A 14,959-nucleotide genomic window follows, 5' to 3' on the forward strand; every position below is an offset into this window, starting at 1 on the left:
GCAGCCCGCCGGCCCAGGCGTCGAGCCGAGAACTGTTCACATCGCCTCTACCGGTGAGTAGCGTGTGACTTCGGCCATGCGGACGAAGGGAAGAGCGGCATGACGGAGCGGATCGAAGGTCACGGCGGGGAGCTCGCACTCGCGGCGCTACGCGCGTACGGGGTGCGGGAGATGTTCACCCTCTCCGGCGGGCACGTCTTTCCGCTCTACGACGCGGCACACAAGACCGACTTCCCGATCTACGACGTGCGGCACGAGCAGTCGGCCGTCTTCGCCGCCGAGGCGGTGGCGAAGCTTCAGCGCCGACCCGGCCTCGCCGTGCTCACCGCCGGCCCCGGCGTCACCAACGGCATCTCGGGTCTGACCAGCGCGTACTTCAACGCCTCGCCGGTGCTGGTGCTGGGCGGCCGGGCGCCGCAGTTCCGCTGGGGCTCGGGCAGCCTCCAGGAGATGGACCACCTGCCGCTGGTCGCCCCGGTCACCAAGCACGCCGAGACGGTGTTCAGCCCCGACGACATCCCGCGTGCGGTCACCGCGGCGCTGACCACCGCGCTCACCCCGCACCGGGGCCCGGTCTTCCTCGACTTCCCCTTGGAGGCGGTCTTCTCGGTCTCCGACGCCGAGTTGCCCGCGCCGCCGGTCATCGCGCCGGTCGAGGCCGATCCCGACGAGGTGACGAAGGCGGCCGGCCTGATCGCCGCCGCCCGCCGCCCGGTGATCATCGCCGGCTCCGACGTCTACGCCGGGGACGCGGTCGACGCCCTGCGGGCCGCCGCCGAGTCGCTCCAGGTGCCGGTCTTCACCAACGGGATGGGCCGGGGCGCGCTGCCGCCGGAGCACCCGCTCGCCTTCGCCAAGGCCCGCCGGGTGGCGCTGAAGGGCGCCGACGTGGTCGTGGTGGTCGGCACCCCGCTCGACTTCCGGCTCAGCTTCGGCGACTTCGGTGACGCCACGGTGGTGCACGTCGTGGACGCGCCAAGCCAGCGGGCCGGGCACGTCCAGCCGGCCGCCGCCCCCGCCGGTGACCTCCGGCTGATCCTCGCCGCGCTGGCCGACCACCCCGGCGACCGGGCCGACCACGCCGACTGGATCGCCGACCTGCGTACCGCCGAGGACGCCGCGCGGGCCCGGGACGCCGAGGAGATGTCCGCCGAGACGGACCCGATCCGGCCCGCCCGGGTCTACGGCGAGCTGCGCAAGGTGCTGGCCCGCGACGCCATCACCATCGGCGACGGCGGCGACTTCGTCTCGTACGCCGGCCGCTACCTGGAGCCCGCGCAGCCCGGCACCTGGCTCGACCCCGGCCCGTACGGCTGCCTCGGCACCGGCATGGGCTACGCGATGGGCGCCCGGGTCAGCCACCCCGACCGGCAGATCTGCGTCCTCATGGGCGACGGCGCGGCCGGCTTCTCGCTGATGGACGTGGAGTCCCTCGCCCGGCAGAAGCTGCCGGTGGTGATCGTCGTCGGCAACAACGGCATCTGGGGCCTGGAGAAGCACCCGATGCGTGCCATGTACGGCTACGACGTCGCCGCCGACCTCCAGCCCGAGCTGCGCTACGACCAGGTCGTCGGCGCCCTGGGCGGGGCCGGCGAGACGGTGGCGAAGACCGCCGACCTCGGCCCGGCGCTGCGTCGGGCGTTCGACGCCGGCGTGCCGTACCTGGTCAACGTGCTCACCGACCCGGCCGACGCGTACCCCCGCTCGTCGAACCTGGCCTGAGTCGTACCCGCCGCCGTCGCCGGGAGTCCCGGTGCCGGCGGCGGTTCTCAGGTGCCCGGGGTGGACCCTTCGGGGCGGTCCTCCTCCTCGCGCGGCGGCTCGCCGTCGCGGCGGCGCATCTCGCCCTCGCGGCGGCGCAGGTCCTCCTCCCAGCGGCGGAACAGTTCCTGGTCCTCGCGGCGGGAGCGCTCGGAGAGCGAGCGGAGGAACTCGGGATCGTCGTCGGGGGCGACCGGGCGGGGCCGCTCCCGGGCCGGCAGGATGCGGCCCTTCGGCGTTGCGCCGGCGGGCCCCCCGACGGTGCGTTCGCGCCCCGCGGCGAACCAGGCGAGGGAGCCGAGCAGCGGGAAGAACAGGATGATCAGCACCCAGGCGATCCGGGGTAGGGCTTTGATGTCGCCCTCCTCGGCGGAGAGGCAGCTGATCAGCGCGCAGACGGCGAGGACGATCTGCACGACGAAGAGGAGGACGTAGAGCCGGGCCATACGTCAATCATGGCGCACCGGCTTGCGTCAACCCAGTCCGCGCGCCGCCAGTAGGGTGCCGAGCAGCGCGAAACCGGCGGTGGCGAGGGCGACCAGGGGCAGTGACCGCCCGTAGCCGGGGGCCGGACCGGTGCCGGTGGCCCGCCGCCAGCAGACCGTCAGTGCCGCGCCCCAGCCCAGCACGGCGGCCCCGGCGACCAGCGCGCCGAGCGTCCCGCCGGCGGGTGGGCCGGTGAGCGCGAGCCGCACGGTCAGCACCATGATCACGGTGAGCGCCAGCGCCGTACGCCGCCAGGCCAGCCGGGTCCGCTCGGGTTGCAGCCCGGGGTCGCGCGCCGGCCGGTCCCGCCGTGGCGGCTCCGTCCCGTGGCTCACGGGCCGCGGACCGCCCGGACCAGTACCGCTGCCACCAGCAGCAGCGCGCCCAGGCCGACGGCGAGGGCGAGCACGGCCGGAAAACGGGAGGCGGGCAGCTCCTCGCCGAGCCGGATGGCCCGCTCCGTACGCGCCCAGTGGTCGACCGCCCGGACGGCGACCGTGCCGCCGAGCAGCAGCAGTGCGATGGCGATCACCTCGCGCAGGTGTGCCAGCGGCAGCGGCGGCAGGAACTGCGCGGCGGCCAGCCCACCCGCGACCAGCGCCAACCCGGTACGCAGCCAGGCCAGGAAGGTCCGCTCGTTGGCCAGCGAGAAGCGGTAGTCGGGGGTGCTGCCGACCGAGCGCAGTTCGCGCGGGTCGAACCATCGCCTGATCGCCTGCCACACGTGCCTATTATCCGCTTCCGTCCGGTCGTAGCCTGGAGCAGTGACGGATCTTGACGTGACGACGCTGCGGAACACGTACGACAACCAGTTGCGGGCGCTCGTGCCCGACCCGTTGCCTGCCGGTGTGACGGTGGAACGGGACGGCCCGCTGATCCGCTTTCTCGGCCTCGACCACGGCGGCTTCCTCGGCTACCGCGACCTCGACGGGCTGACGGGCACGGCGCTGGACGATCTGATCGCCCGGCAGGTGGCGTTCTTCCGGGGGCGTGGTGAGCCGGTGGAGTGGAAGCTGCACGGCCACGACGAGCCGGCGGACCTGCCGGACCGACTGCGCGCGGCGGGATTCGTGCCGGCGGAGCGGGAGACCGTCGTGATCGGGCCGGTCGCGCCGCTCGCCGCCGCGCTCCCGGTCGTTCCCGAGGGCGTACGCCTGCGTGAGGTGACCGCCCGCGCGGACCTGGACCGGATCGCGGCGATGGAGGAGGCGGTCTGGAACGCCGACCGCAGCCACCTGGCCCCCGGCCTGGAGAAGGAGATCGCCGCCGACCCGCAGTCGATCACGGTGGTGGTGGCCGAGGCGGGCGACGAGGTGGTGAGCGCGGGCTGGGTGCGCTACGTGCCGGAGACGGGGTTCGCCACGCTCTGGGGCGGCTCGACGCTCGCGCCGTGGCGCCGCCGGGGCATCTACCGGGCGCTGGTCTCCCACCGGGCCCGGCTGGCGGCCCAGCGCGGCCGGACGCTGCTCCAGGTCGACGCGTCCGACGACAGCCGGCCGATCCTGGAGCGGCTCGGTCTCGTCGCGGTCACGACCACCACCCCGTACGTCTACACTCCGTGATCATGGAACAGCGGTTGACGGCCGAGGAGCGGCTGACCCTCAAGACGGGCGCGTTCGGGGCGGTGTTCCTGGTGGCCAACGCGGACCCGGGGATGCTCGCCCTGTTCCGGGAGAGCTTCGCCGCCTCCGGGGCGATGGCCGACAGCAGCGGGGTGGTGAAGGAGGCGCTGACCAGCGGCCCGTTGCCGAAGCTGCCCCGGGACTCGGCTCTGGAGATCGAGTCGGTGGTGCTGCCGGCGCTGGGCCGGGCCGTGGAGATCCTGCGCGAGAAGTCGCCGCAGGACGTGGCGGGCTACCGCGAGGTGGTGCTGTCCGCGGCCGAGCGGGTGGCCAACGCGCACCGGGGCGTGGCCCCGGCCGAGGCGGCGGTCATCGAGCGGATCAGGGGCGCGTTGGATCAGCCCGCCTGAACCGGTCCGGCGGCCTCGTGCCGGCGGTGGCCGCCTTCGTCTCGCGACGCGGCGACGCCGGGCGTGTCGCCGGACCCGGCGTGGCTGCGCCGGGACGGTGACCAGAGCGCCCGGACGGCGGCCTGGACGCACCGGTCGCGGACCCGGCCGCAGGCGCACCGGTACGCCTCGGGTCGCGTCCGGCGGCAGAGGCGCCGCAGGACGTCGTTACCGCCAATGATGGCGTTTTCTGGCATTTCGGACACCTCCCGGTTCGTCAGATTACCCGCCGCCGAGGCCGTCGGTGACCTGTGTCACCCTGAGGTCGCCCGAGGGTAATGCTACTGGCAGGTAACATTGCGGCGTGGGCAACTGCACAGCACCGCGTGGTTGACCGGTGTCAACGGACGCGCGAGGCTGCGCCCCAGACCGGGCGAGCGATCGCAACACCAACAGGAGGGTCGTCGAAGCGCGATGAACATTGTCGTACTCGTCAAGCAGGTGCCTGATTCGGGCGCGGACCGCAGCCTGCGTATTGACGACAACACGGTTGACCGCGGTTCGGCGAGCAACGTCATCAATGAGATGGATGAGTATGCCATCGAGGAGGCGTTGAAGATCAAGGAGGCGCACGGGGGTGAGGTGACGGTGCTGACGATGGGTCCGCAGGGGGCGTCGGAGTCGATTCGTAAGGCGCTGTCCATGGGTCCGGACAAGGCGGTGCATGTGGTGGACGACGCTTTGCACGGGTCGTGTGCGGTGGCGACGTCGAAGGTGCTCGCGGCGGCGCTCGGTCAGCTCAACGCCGATCTGGTGTTGTGCGGCACGGAGTCGACCGACGGTCGGGTGCAGGTGATTCCGCACATGATTGCGGAGCGGTTGGGTGTGGCGGCGTTGACCGGTGCCCGCAAGCTGACCGTCGACGGTGCGACGCTGACGGTGGAGCGGCAGACGGAGGAGGGCTACGAGGTGGTCACTGCCACCGCTCCTGCGGTGGTTTCCGTGTGGGACACGATCAATGAGCCGCGTTATCCGTCGTTCAAGGGCATCATGGCGGCGAAGAAGAAGCCGGTGCAGACGCTGTCGCTGGCTGATCTGGGTGTGGCTGCGGGCGAGGTGGGTTTCGAGGGGGCGTCCAGCGCTGTGTTGGAGCACTCCAGGCGTCCGCCGCGTTCTGGTGGGGCGAAGGTCACCGATGAGGGCGATGGCGGCGTGAAGCTGGTCGAGTTCCTCGCTGCCGAGAAGTTCGTGTGAGGGGTCTGGACATGTCTGAGGTTCTCGTCGTCGTCGAAGCCACCCGGGAGTTCGGCGTCAAGAAGGTCACTCTGGAGATGCTCACCCTCGCCCGCGGGTTGGGCACTGTGAGTGCGGTGGTGCTTGGTGGTCCCGGCGCTGTCGAGGCGTTGAGTGCCAGGTTGGGTGAGTACGGTGCGGAGAAGGTTTACGCGGCCGAGAGTGAGGAGATCGACGGCTACCTGGTGGCCCCGAAGGCGAGCGTGCTGGCCGAACTGGTGACGCGGGTGCAGCCGGCGGCGGTGTTGTTGGCGTCGTCGCAGGAGGGCAAGGAGATCGCGGCCCGGCTGGCCGTCAAGTTGGACAATGGGATCCTGACCGATGTGGTCGGTCTGGACTCCGACGGCACCGCCACGCAGGTGGCTTTCGCCGGTTCCGCGATCGTCACGTCCAGGGTCACCCGTGGTCTGCCGTTGGTCACTGTCCGGCCGAACTCGGTCAACCCGACGCCGGCGGCGGCGACCCCGGCTGTCGAGCAGCTCACCGTCGCGGTGACGGACTCCGACAAGTTGGCCAGGGTTGTGGAGCGGGTCGCCGAGCAGAAGGGTTCCCGTCCGGAGTTGACCGAGGCCGGCGTGGTCGTCTCCGGTGGTCGTGGCGTGGGTAACGCCGACAACTTCAAGCTGGTCGAGGAGTTGGCGGACCTGCTCGGTGGTGCGGTCGGCGCGTCGCGTGCGGCTGTCGACTCCGGCTACTACCCGCACCAGTTCCAGGTGGGTCAGACCGGTAAGACGGTCTCCCCGCAGCTCTACATCGCGCTCGGTATTTCGGGTGCGATTCAGCACCGGGCCGGTATGCAGACCTCGAAGACCATCGTCGCGGTCAACAAGGACGGTGAGGCGCCGATCTTCGAGTTGGCTGACTTCGGTGTGGTGGGCGACCTGTTCAAGATCGTCCCGCAGGCCGCAGACGAGATCCGCAAGCGCAAGTGAACTGACCCTCGTCCGAGCGAGAGCCGGGAACCGCGACATGGTTCCCGGCTCTCGCCGTTCCGGGTCGCCGCCCGGAACGGCCCGGGGAGCCGCGTCCGCCTGCGACGATGAAGACGCTCTCCCGGGGCATCCGAGCGCGGTCGTCCCGTGCGGAACAGGAGTGTGTCGATGCCGGAGAAGCCCGAGGGCGATCACCACGCGCTCGCCGTGCACGAGGTCGTGCTGTTGCTCGGGACCGACACCGAGCACGGGCTGACCGACGAGGAGGCGGCGGCCCGGCTGACGCGGTACGGGCCGAACGTGCTGCCCAGCGCGGCCGGCGGCGGGACCCTGCGCCGCCTGCTGCGGCAGTTCCAGAACCCGCTGATCTACGTGCTGGTCGCCGCCGGCGTGGTCACCCTGCTGCTCGCCGAGTACGTCGACTCGGCGGTGATCTTCGGGGTGGTGCTCGTCAACGCCGTCGTCGGCTTCCTCCAGGAGTCCCGGGCCGAGGCGGCCCTCGACGCGCTGCGGGCGATGGTGCGTACGCAGGCGCGGGTGCTGCGTGCCGGCCGGCAGCGCCAGGTGCCGTCGGACGTCGTGGTCCCCGGGGACCTGGTGCTGATGGAGGCGGGGGAGAAGGTGCCCGCCGACCTGCGGCTGGTGCGCGCCGCCGAGCTGCGGGCCGACGAGTCGGCGCTGACCGGGGAATCACTGCCCGTACGCAAGGACGAGGTGGTCGTGCCGGTCGAGACGCCGGTGGCCGACCGCCGCAACCTGCTCTACTCCGGCACCCTGCTCACCAGCGGCACGGCGGTCGGCGTCGCGGTGGCCACCGGGGCGGAGACGGAACTGGGCCGGATCCACCGCCTGGTCGGCGGCGCGGAGGTGCTGGACACGCCGCTGACGGTGAAGCTCGCCCGGTTCAGCCGGCTGCTCACCGTGGCGATCCTGCTCCTCGCCGCGGTGACCTTCGCCGTCGGCGTGGTACGGGGACAGAACGCCGGGGAGACGTTCACCGCCGCCGTGGCGCTGGCCGTGGGCGCGATCCCCGAGGGGCTGCCCGCCGCCGTGACGGTCACCCTGGCGATCGGCGTGTCCCGGATGGCCCGCCGCCGGGCGGTGATCCGGCGGCTGCCGGCGGTGGAGACGCTGGGCAGCACCACGGTGATCTGCACCGACAAGACCGGCACCCTCACCGAGAACCAGATGACGGTGCAGGTGCTCTGGACGCCGCAGGGCCGCTACGAGGTGACGGGGACCGGATACGTCCCGACCGGCGAGATCCGGGACTCCGGGGGCGGCCCGGCCCCGACCGGGGAGGGCCCGCTGCGCTGGTCGCTGCTGGCCGGCGTGGGGTGCAACGACGCCCGGCTGGACGAGCAGGACGGCCGCTGGGTCGTGCTGGGGGACCCCACCGAGGGGGCGATGCTGGTGGCCGGCGCCAAGGTGGGGCTGCACGCGCACGAGGTCGCCGCCGAGCTGCCCCGGGTGGCCGCCGTCCCGTTCACGTCGGAGCGACAGTTCATGGCGACCCTGCACGACCGGCCCGACGGCGGGCGGGTGGTGCTCGTCAAGGGGGCGGTGGAGCGGGTGGTCGAGTGGTCCGGGTCGGCGTTGCGCCCGGACGGCTCGACGGGACCGCTCGACGCGCCGGCCGTACTGGCCGCCGCCCACGAGCTGGCCACCGAGGGGCTGCGCGTGCTCGCCACCGCGATGCGGCCGGTCGGGCCGACGGACGGGCTCGTGGAGGAGGAACTGGCCGGCGACCTGGTCTTCACCGGGCTGCACGCGATGCTCGACCCGCCCCGGGCCGCCGCGGCGGCGGCCGTCGAGTCCTGCCACCGGGCGGGGATCGAGGTGAAGATGATCACGGGGGACCACCTGGCCACCGCCAGTGCCATCGCGCGTCGCGTCGGGCTGCTGCGTGCCGCGCCCGGCCCGGGCGACGTGCTGACCGGCACCGACCTGGCGACGCTGCCCACCGGGGAACTGCCCGCGGCGGTACGGCAGGCGTCGGTGTTCGCCCGGGTCTCGCCCGAGCAGAAACTGCGGCTGGTGGAGGCGTTGCAGGCCGACGGCCAGGTGGTCGCGATGACCGGCGACGGGGTCAACGACGCCCCCGCGTTGCGCCAGGCCAACATCGGGGTGGCCATGGGCCGCAGTGGCACCGAGGTGGCCAAGGAGGCCGCCGACGTCGTGCTCACCGACGACGACTTCGCCACCATCGAGTCGGCCGTCTCGGAGGGGCGTGGCGTCTTCGCCAACCTGACCAAGTTCATCACCTGGACGCTGCCCACCAACGCGGCGGAGGGACTGGTCATCCTCGTCGCGATCGTGCTCGGCTCGGCGCTGCCGATCCTGCCGAGCCAGATCCTCTGGATCAACATGACCACGGCGGTGTTCCTCGGCCTGACGCTCGCCTTCGAGCCGAAGGAGCCTGGGATCATGGACCGGCCACCCCGCGACCCCGCTCAGCCCCTGCTGACCGTCGCGCTGGTGGTCCGGGTCCTGCTCGTCTCGGCGCTGCTGGTGGTGGGCGCCTGGTGGCTGTTCGAGTGGGAGCGCTCCGGCGGGGCCGAACTGGCGCAGGCGCGGACCGCCGCGGTGAACCTCTTCGTCACCGTGATGGCGTTCTACCTGTTCAGCTGCCGCTCCCTGACCCGCTCACCGTGGCGCCTGGGCCTGTTCAGCAACCGCTGGCTGATCGTCGGGGTGCTGGTGCAGGCCCTCGCCCAGCTCGCCCTGACCTATCTGCCGGTCATGAACGACCTGTTCCGCACGGCGCCCATCGATGGGCAGACGTGGCTGCGGATCCTCGGCATCGCCGTCGTGGTCTCCGCCATCGTCGCGCTCGACAAACGGTTCGGCTGGTTCGGCCGCCGGCTGGGCTGAGCCGCCGGCTGGGCTTCGCTGCCCGGCCGGCGCCGCGAGTTGCCCGGTGTTCCGGGGTGCAGGGGAGCCGCCCGGCGGGTCGGAGGGCAGGGGAGCTGATCGGCGGGCCGGGGAGCTGAGCCGGCCCGCCGATCAGCCCGTCAGGGTGCCCCTCGACCATGTCCCGCGGGATGCTGGGCCAGACCTCGTAGTACCCCGGATCGTCCGGGAGATTCGCCACGCGTCCAGTCGCAGCCGGTCGTTGCCGAACATCCGGGCTCCGCCGTCGGCGTCCGGCGCCGCACGGCGTACTCCGGCCTCCGGTGGGTCCGGCGCCGGTCGTAGGCTGAACGCGATGGCTTACCTGGATCACGCGGCGACCACTCCGATGCTCGACGAGGCACTGGAGGCGTACGTCGCCGCCGCCCGCGAGGTCGGCAACGCGTCCTCACTGCACGCGGCGGGCCGCCGTGCCCTGCGGCGGGTGGAGGAGTCGCGGGAACGGGTGGCCGCCGCGCTGGGCGCCCGGCCCTCCGAGGTCGTCTTCACCGGCGGCGGGACCGAGAGCGACAACCTCGCGGTGAAGGGCATCTTCTGGGCCCGCCGGTCCGCCGACCCCCGGCGGGACCGGGTCGTCTCCAGCGCCGTCGAACACCACGCGGTGCTCGACGCGGTGGACTGGCTGGTCGACCACGAGGGGGCCGGGGTGGGTTGGCTTTCCGTCGACGCCACCGGCCGGCTCAGTCCGGACGAGCTGCGCGCCGAGCTGGCCGCCCAGGGCGACCGGGTCGCGGTGGTGACCACGATGTGGGCCAACAACGAGGTCGGCACCGTGCAGCCCGTCGCCGAGCTGGCCGCGGTCGCCGCCGAGTACGGGGTGCCGTTCCACACCGACGCGATCCAGGCCGTCGGGCAGGTCCCGGTCGACTTCTCGGCCGACGGGATCGCCGCACTGACCGTCACCGGGCACAAGCTCGGCGGGCCCACCGGCGTGGGCGCCCTGCTGCTCGCCCGCGACGTGTCGGCCACCCCGCTGCTGCACGGCGGCGGCCAGGAACGCGACGTGCGCTCCGGCACACTCGACACCGCCGGCATCGTGGCCTTCGCGGTCGCCGTCGAGGCGGCGGTCAAGGGCCAGCAGGAGTACGCGGCCCGCATCGCCGCGCTCCGCGACGACCTGGTCGAGCGGGTACGGCACGCGGTGCCCGAGGTCGTCTTCAACGGCGACCCGACCGACCGGCTGCCGGGCAACGCGCACTTCTCCTTCCCCGGCTGCGAGGGCGACGCGCTGCTGCTCCTGCTGGACGCCCAGGGCATCGCCTGCTCGACCGGCTCGGCCTGCTCCGCCGGCGTGGCCCAGCCCTCACACGTACTGATCGCGATGGGCGCCGACGACGACCGCGCCCGCTCCTCGCTGCGCTTCACCCTCGGCCACACCAGCACCCCCGCCGACGTCGACGCCCTGATCGCCGCCCTCCCGGCCGCCGTCGAACGCGCCCGCCGCGCCGCCGCCCGCCACACCCCCCGCTGACGCCCCACCCCTGTCCCTGCCCCCGGTCTCTGCCGACACCCCCCACCCCCACCCACACTTCCGTCCCGCCTGCGCTCCGTCTCGCCCGCGCTCCGTCCCGCCCGCTCTCGCGGCGGACCCCGCAACTCGTGCCCGCCCGCACCCGCCCGCGCCTCGGGAGTGCCCGAGCTTCGCCCGCCCCTCCCGCCCCGCCTTGCCTGCGCGCTGGGAGTGCCCGCGCTCCGCCTGTCCCGCCCTGCCTCGTCTGCGCGCTGGGAGTGCCCGCGCTCCGCCTGTCCCGCCCCGCGTCGCCCTGGCGCCGGGGGTGCCCGCGATCTTGCACTTGCCGCCCCTCGTTCGCGCAATTTGCACCTTTTGCCCGGGCCGCAAGTGCAAGATCGCGAGGGGCCGAGGGGCCGAGGGGCCAGGGGCCGCCCAGGGGCCGAGGGGTCGAGGGGTCGAGGGGCCGAGGGTAGGGCCAGGGGCGTGGGGCCGAGGGCGGGAGGGCAGGGCGTGGGGCAGGGGCGGGTGGGAGGCAGGGTGGGGAGCGGGAGGGGTGGGTGGGGGCGGGGATAGGCTCGGTGGAGTGAAGGGGGTGGGCCGGTGAGGGTGTTGGCGGCGATGTCGGGCGGGGTCGACTCGGCGGTCGCGGCGGCGCGAGCCGTGGAGGCGGGGCACGACGTGACCGGCGTGCACCTGGCGCTGGCCCGCAATCCGCAGACCTACCGCACGGGCGCGCGCGGCTGCTGCACGCTGGAGGACTCCCGGGACGCCCGGCGGGCCGCCGACGTGATCGGCATCCCGTTCTACGTGTGGGACATGGCCGACCGCTTCCACGCCGACGTGGTGGACGACTTCGTCGCGGAGTACGCGGCCGGTCGTACGCCCAATCCCTGCCTGCGCTGCAACGAGAAGATCAAGTTTGCCGCGGTGCTGGACCGGGCCGTGGCCCTGGGCTTCGACGCCGTCGTCACCGGCCACCACGCCCGGCTCGGCGCGGACGGCCTGTTGCGTCGCAGCGTGGACCTGCCCAAGGACCAGTCGTACGTGCTGGCGGTGCTCACCCGCGAACAGCTGGACCGGTCGATCTTCCCGCTCGGCGGCTCGACGAAGGCGCAGGTCCGCGAGGAGGCCGCCCGGCGGGGGCTGGCGGTGGCCGACAAGCCGGACTCGCACGACATCTGCTTCATCGCTGACGGGGACACCCGCGGCTTCCTCGCCCGGCAGCTCGGCGAGGCCCCCGGCGACGTGGTGGACGCGGCCACCGGCGCCGTCGTGGGCAGCCACGGCGGCGCGTACGCGTACACGGTCGGGCAGCGGCGCGGCCTGCACCTGGACCGTCCGGCGCCGGACGGCCGGCCGCGCTACGTGCTGTCCATCACGCCGAAGACCAACACGGTGACGGTGGGCCCGGCCGAGGCGCTGGAGGTCTCCCGGGTGCGTGCCGAGCGTCCGGTGTGGACGGGCGGCCCGCGCCCCGACGTGCCCCTGGAGTGCGAGGTGCAACTGCGGGCGCACGGGGACGTGGTGCCGGCGACGGTCGAGCTGACGGCCGACGGTCTGCGCGCCGAGCTGCGTCGCCCCGTCCGCGGGGTCGCCGCCGGCCAGGCGATCGTGGCGTACCGGCCGGACCCGGCCGGCGACGTCGTGCTCGGCTCCGCCACCATCGCCGGCTGACCGGCGACGCCGCCCCGACCGGAGCGGGCACCGCCGATCGTGCGGCCACCGACCGTCGACCGCTGACCGCCCGGCCGCGCGGCCAGCCAGCCGACGGCCACCGACCGTCGACCGCTGGCCGGCTGCGGGCGTCCGGAGGCTGCGGTCCGCGTACCGGATAGTCTTCGGCGGTGACAGATCAGGTGTGGCCGTGGCCGGCCGGCGCGGCGACCGGCATCGGTTCGCTGCCCGGCACCGATATCGCCGAGGCGCAGCGGATCGTCCTCGGTGAGCTTCCCGCGCTGCCCCACCTGCCGGAGCTGCCGGCCCGGGGCCCCGGCGCCGACCTGATCGGCCGGACCGCCGGCCTGCTGGTCGAGCTGCCGGTGGAGCTGTACGCCGCCCGCTGGCGGGTCGCGCCGCGTCCCGGACGGGACCTGCGCCGCGCCCGGGACCTGATGGAACGCGACCTCGACCAGCTCGCCGAGCAGGCCGAGGAGTACGCGGGGCCGGTCAAGATCCAGGCCGGCGGCCCGTTGACCCTGGCCGCGTCCCTGGAGTTGCCGATCGGCGGCCGGATGCTGCGTGATCCCGGCGCGGTCCGGGACCTCACCGGCTCGCTCGCCGAGGGGCTGCGCGGGCACGTCGCGGCGGTCGCCCGCCGGCTGCCGCACGCCACCGTGCTGCTCCAGCTCGACGAGCCGTCGCTGCCGACGGTGCTCGCCGGGCGGGTGCCCACCGAGAGCGGGCTCGGCGCGTACCGGGCCGTGGAGCCGGGCGACGCCACCTCACTGCTGCGCACGGTCGTGGAGGCGGCCGGGGTGCCGACCGTGGTGCACTGCTGCGCGCCGGACGTGCCGCTGGAGCTGATCCGCTCGACCGGTGCCGTCGGCGTGGCCCTCGACCTCGGCTTCGTCACCGACCTGGACCCGCTGGGCGAGGCACTCGACGCCGGGCTCGGGCTGCTGGCCGGCGCCGTGCCCACCGGGCCGTCGACCGCCGGTCGCGCGCCGACCTCGGCGCAGGTCGCCGACCGGGTACGCCAGCTCTGGGACCGCCTCGGGTTCCCGCGCCGGCAGCTCGCCGAGCAGGTCGTGGTGACCCCGGCCTGCGGCCTCGCCAACGCCACCGGGCAGTACGCGCGCGCGGTGCTCGCCGCCTGCCGGGACGCGGGGCGGCGGCTCGCCGAGGAGTGAGGTTTCCCGTCGGCCTGGCCCGATCCGGAGCGCCCCCAGCAGTTCCACCTGGACGTGCAGGTGACGGACGTGGAGACGGCCGAGAGCCGGGTGCTGAAGCTCGGCGCCCGACGGCTGCCCGGCGAGGGCGACGGCTTCCGGGTCTACGCCGATCCGGCCGGTCACCCGTTCTGCCTGGTCTTCGCCGACTGAGCCGACCGCTCATGCCGGCACCGCCGCCGCCATCTCGGCACGCGGGGCGATCCTCCCGAAGTCCCGGGCGAGCGCCGCCGGCTGGTGCGGGTTGCGGGCGGGCGGCATGATCACGGGAATGATCGACACCTCGCTCCGGCGGGCCGCCGGCTCCCTCTTCGGCCTCGCCTACGGTGACGCGCTGGGCAAGCCGACCGAGTTCCTCACGGTCGCCGAGATCGTTCGCCGCTACGGGCCGGACGGCCCCCGCGACCTCGTCGGCGACCCGGCGCTGGTGACCGACGACACGCAGATGGCGCTGGCCGTCGGCTGGGCGCTGCACGAGGCGCCGACGCTCACGCCGGAGGCGGTCGAGCCGCTGCTGCGGGGGCGCTTCCTCGACTGGGCGGCCAGCCCGGAGAACAACCGGGCGCCGGGCATGACCTGCCTGCGCGCCTGCGCGGAACTCGGGCGCGGGGTGCGTTGGCAGGAGGCGACGATCGCCGGCTCGAAGGGCTGCGGGGCCAACATGCGGGTCACCCCGGTCGGCCTGGTCGACGTCGACCTGGACACCCTCGCCGGGCTGGCCCAGCTCCAGGCGGGGCTGACCCACGGGCACCCGACGGGCCTCGCGGCCAGCGAGCTGACCGCGTACGCGGTGCGGCTGCTGCGCGACGGGGCGGCCCTGGCGGAGCTGCCCCGGCTGCTCACCGACCGGGCCCGCGACCAGCGACGGGTCTACCGCGCCGACTGGCTCGGCGACCTGTGGCAGCGCCCCGGCGTGGACACGCCGGAGGACTTCGTCGCCCGGGGCTGGGACGAGTGCCTCGCGGTCCTCGGCCGCCTCGACGCCGCTCTCGCCGGCCCCGACGACGGGGGCGACCCGTGCCGGCACACCGGTGAGGGATGGATCGCCGAGGAGGCGCTGGCCACCGCCCTGTACTGCGCGATCCGGCACGCCGACGACCCGGTGGCCGCGCTGGCCCGGGGCGCCACCACCGCCGGCGACTCCGACTCGATCGCCGCCCTGGCCGGCGCGTTCGTCGGCACCGCGGGGGGCATGGCGGCCTGGCCCGCCGCGTGGGCCACCCGCATCGAGTACGCCGACCAGCTCACCACCCTCGCCCAGGCCTGGGACTGATCCACCTGA

The 14,959-nt window shown here is 73.9% G+C and carries 13 protein-coding genes and 1 pseudogene; 11 read left to right on the plus strand and 3 right to left on the minus strand.

The features are described from left to right. Nucleotides 1–99: 99 nt before the first annotated feature. The gene (locus AB0D32_RS08760) at nt 100–1,722 is read left to right on the plus strand and encodes an acetolactate synthase (protein WP_357086630.1); all 1,623 of its coding nucleotides are present in this window, start codon (nt 100–102) and stop codon (nt 1,720–1,722) included. 47 nt (nt 1,723–1,769) lie between these two features. Here the strand turns inward: AB0D32_RS08760 and AB0D32_RS08765 are convergent, their stop codons facing one another. Genes AB0D32_RS08765 through AB0D32_RS08775 form a run of 3 tightly spaced genes read right to left on the minus strand, consistent with a single transcriptional unit; the run spans nt 1,770 to nt 2,971 of the window. Beyond that, nucleotides 1,770–2,207, minus strand: a complete 438-nt coding sequence (locus AB0D32_RS08765; protein ID WP_357086632.1) for a PLD nuclease N-terminal domain-containing protein — start codon at nt 2,205–2,207, stop codon at nt 1,770–1,772. Nucleotides 2,208–2,234: 27 nt separating this feature from the next. Further along, nucleotides 2,235–2,582 carry a DUF202 domain-containing protein gene (locus tag AB0D32_RS08770; RefSeq protein WP_357086634.1) on the minus strand — a complete coding sequence of 116 codons (348 nt, stop codon included), beginning with the start codon at nt 2,580–2,582 and terminating at the stop codon, nt 2,235–2,237. After that, nucleotides 2,579–2,971 (minus strand): DUF202 domain-containing protein, encoded by a 393-nt coding sequence (locus AB0D32_RS08775; RefSeq protein WP_357086636.1) that lies wholly within the window; start codon nt 2,969–2,971, stop codon nt 2,579–2,581. Before AB0D32_RS08775 ends, AB0D32_RS08770 begins: the two co-directional genes overlap by 4 nt. 40 nt (nt 2,972–3,011) lie before the next feature. On the opposite strand from AB0D32_RS08775, the gene AB0D32_RS08780 reads away from it, so the two are divergent. From AB0D32_RS08780 to AB0D32_RS08825, 10 genes and pseudogenes are all read left to right on the plus strand, one after another. After that, nucleotides 3,012–3,809 (plus strand): GNAT family N-acetyltransferase, encoded by a 798-nt coding sequence (locus tag AB0D32_RS08780; RefSeq protein WP_357086638.1) that lies wholly within the window; start codon nt 3,012–3,014, stop codon nt 3,807–3,809. Further along, nucleotides 3,806–4,219: a hypothetical protein gene (locus tag AB0D32_RS08785; RefSeq protein ID WP_357086640.1), complete on the plus strand. Its 414-nt coding sequence runs from the start codon at nt 3,806–3,808 to the stop codon at nt 4,217–4,219. The genes AB0D32_RS08780 and AB0D32_RS08785 overlap by 4 nt, the downstream gene beginning before the upstream one ends. A gap of 453 nt (nt 4,220–4,672) precedes the next feature. Further along, nucleotides 4,673–5,452: an electron transfer flavoprotein subunit beta/FixA family protein gene (locus AB0D32_RS08790; protein ID WP_357086642.1), complete on the plus strand. Its 780-nt coding sequence runs from the start codon at nt 4,673–4,675 to the stop codon at nt 5,450–5,452. Nucleotides 5,453–5,463: 11 nt separating this feature from the next. Beyond that, entirely contained in the window at nt 5,464–6,423 is a 960-nt protein-coding gene (locus AB0D32_RS08795; protein ID WP_357086644.1) for an electron transfer flavoprotein subunit alpha/FixB family protein, read from the plus strand. A gap of 168 nt (nt 6,424–6,591) precedes the next feature. Next, nucleotides 6,592–9,297, plus strand: a complete 2,706-nt coding sequence (locus tag AB0D32_RS08800; RefSeq protein ID WP_357086646.1) for an HAD-IC family P-type ATPase — start codon at nt 6,592–6,594, stop codon at nt 9,295–9,297. Nucleotides 9,298–9,631: 334 nt separating this feature from the next. After that, the gene (locus tag AB0D32_RS08805) at nt 9,632–10,807 is read left to right on the plus strand and encodes a cysteine desulfurase family protein (RefSeq protein WP_357086648.1); all 1,176 of its coding nucleotides are present in this window, start codon (nt 9,632–9,634) and stop codon (nt 10,805–10,807) included. 582 nt (nt 10,808–11,389) lie between these two features. Then, on the plus strand, nt 11,390–12,463 hold the full coding sequence (gene mnmA / locus AB0D32_RS08810; RefSeq protein ID WP_357086650.1) for a tRNA 2-thiouridine(34) synthase MnmA: 1,074 nt from the start codon (nt 11,390–11,392) through the stop codon (nt 12,461–12,463). 170 nt (nt 12,464–12,633) lie between these two features. Next, the gene (locus AB0D32_RS08815; protein WP_357086652.1) at nt 12,634–13,638 is read left to right on the plus strand and encodes a methionine synthase; all 1,005 of its coding nucleotides are present in this window, start codon (nt 12,634–12,636) and stop codon (nt 13,636–13,638) included. A gap of 15 nt (nt 13,639–13,653) precedes the next feature. Next, nucleotides 13,654–13,830: pseudogene (locus AB0D32_RS08820) on the plus strand (VOC family protein); the annotation flags it as partial. Nucleotides 13,831–13,948: 118 nt separating this feature from the next. Continuing rightward, nucleotides 13,949–14,950 carry an ADP-ribosylglycohydrolase family protein gene (locus AB0D32_RS08825; protein ID WP_357086654.1) on the plus strand — a complete coding sequence of 334 codons (1,002 nt, stop codon included), beginning with the start codon at nt 13,949–13,951 and terminating at the stop codon, nt 14,948–14,950. Nucleotides 14,951–14,959: the final 9 nt, after the last annotated feature.

This window comes from Micromonospora sp. NPDC048170, assembly GCF_040652795.1.
GTDB lineage: Bacteria > Actinomycetota > Actinomycetes > Mycobacteriales > Micromonosporaceae > Micromonospora.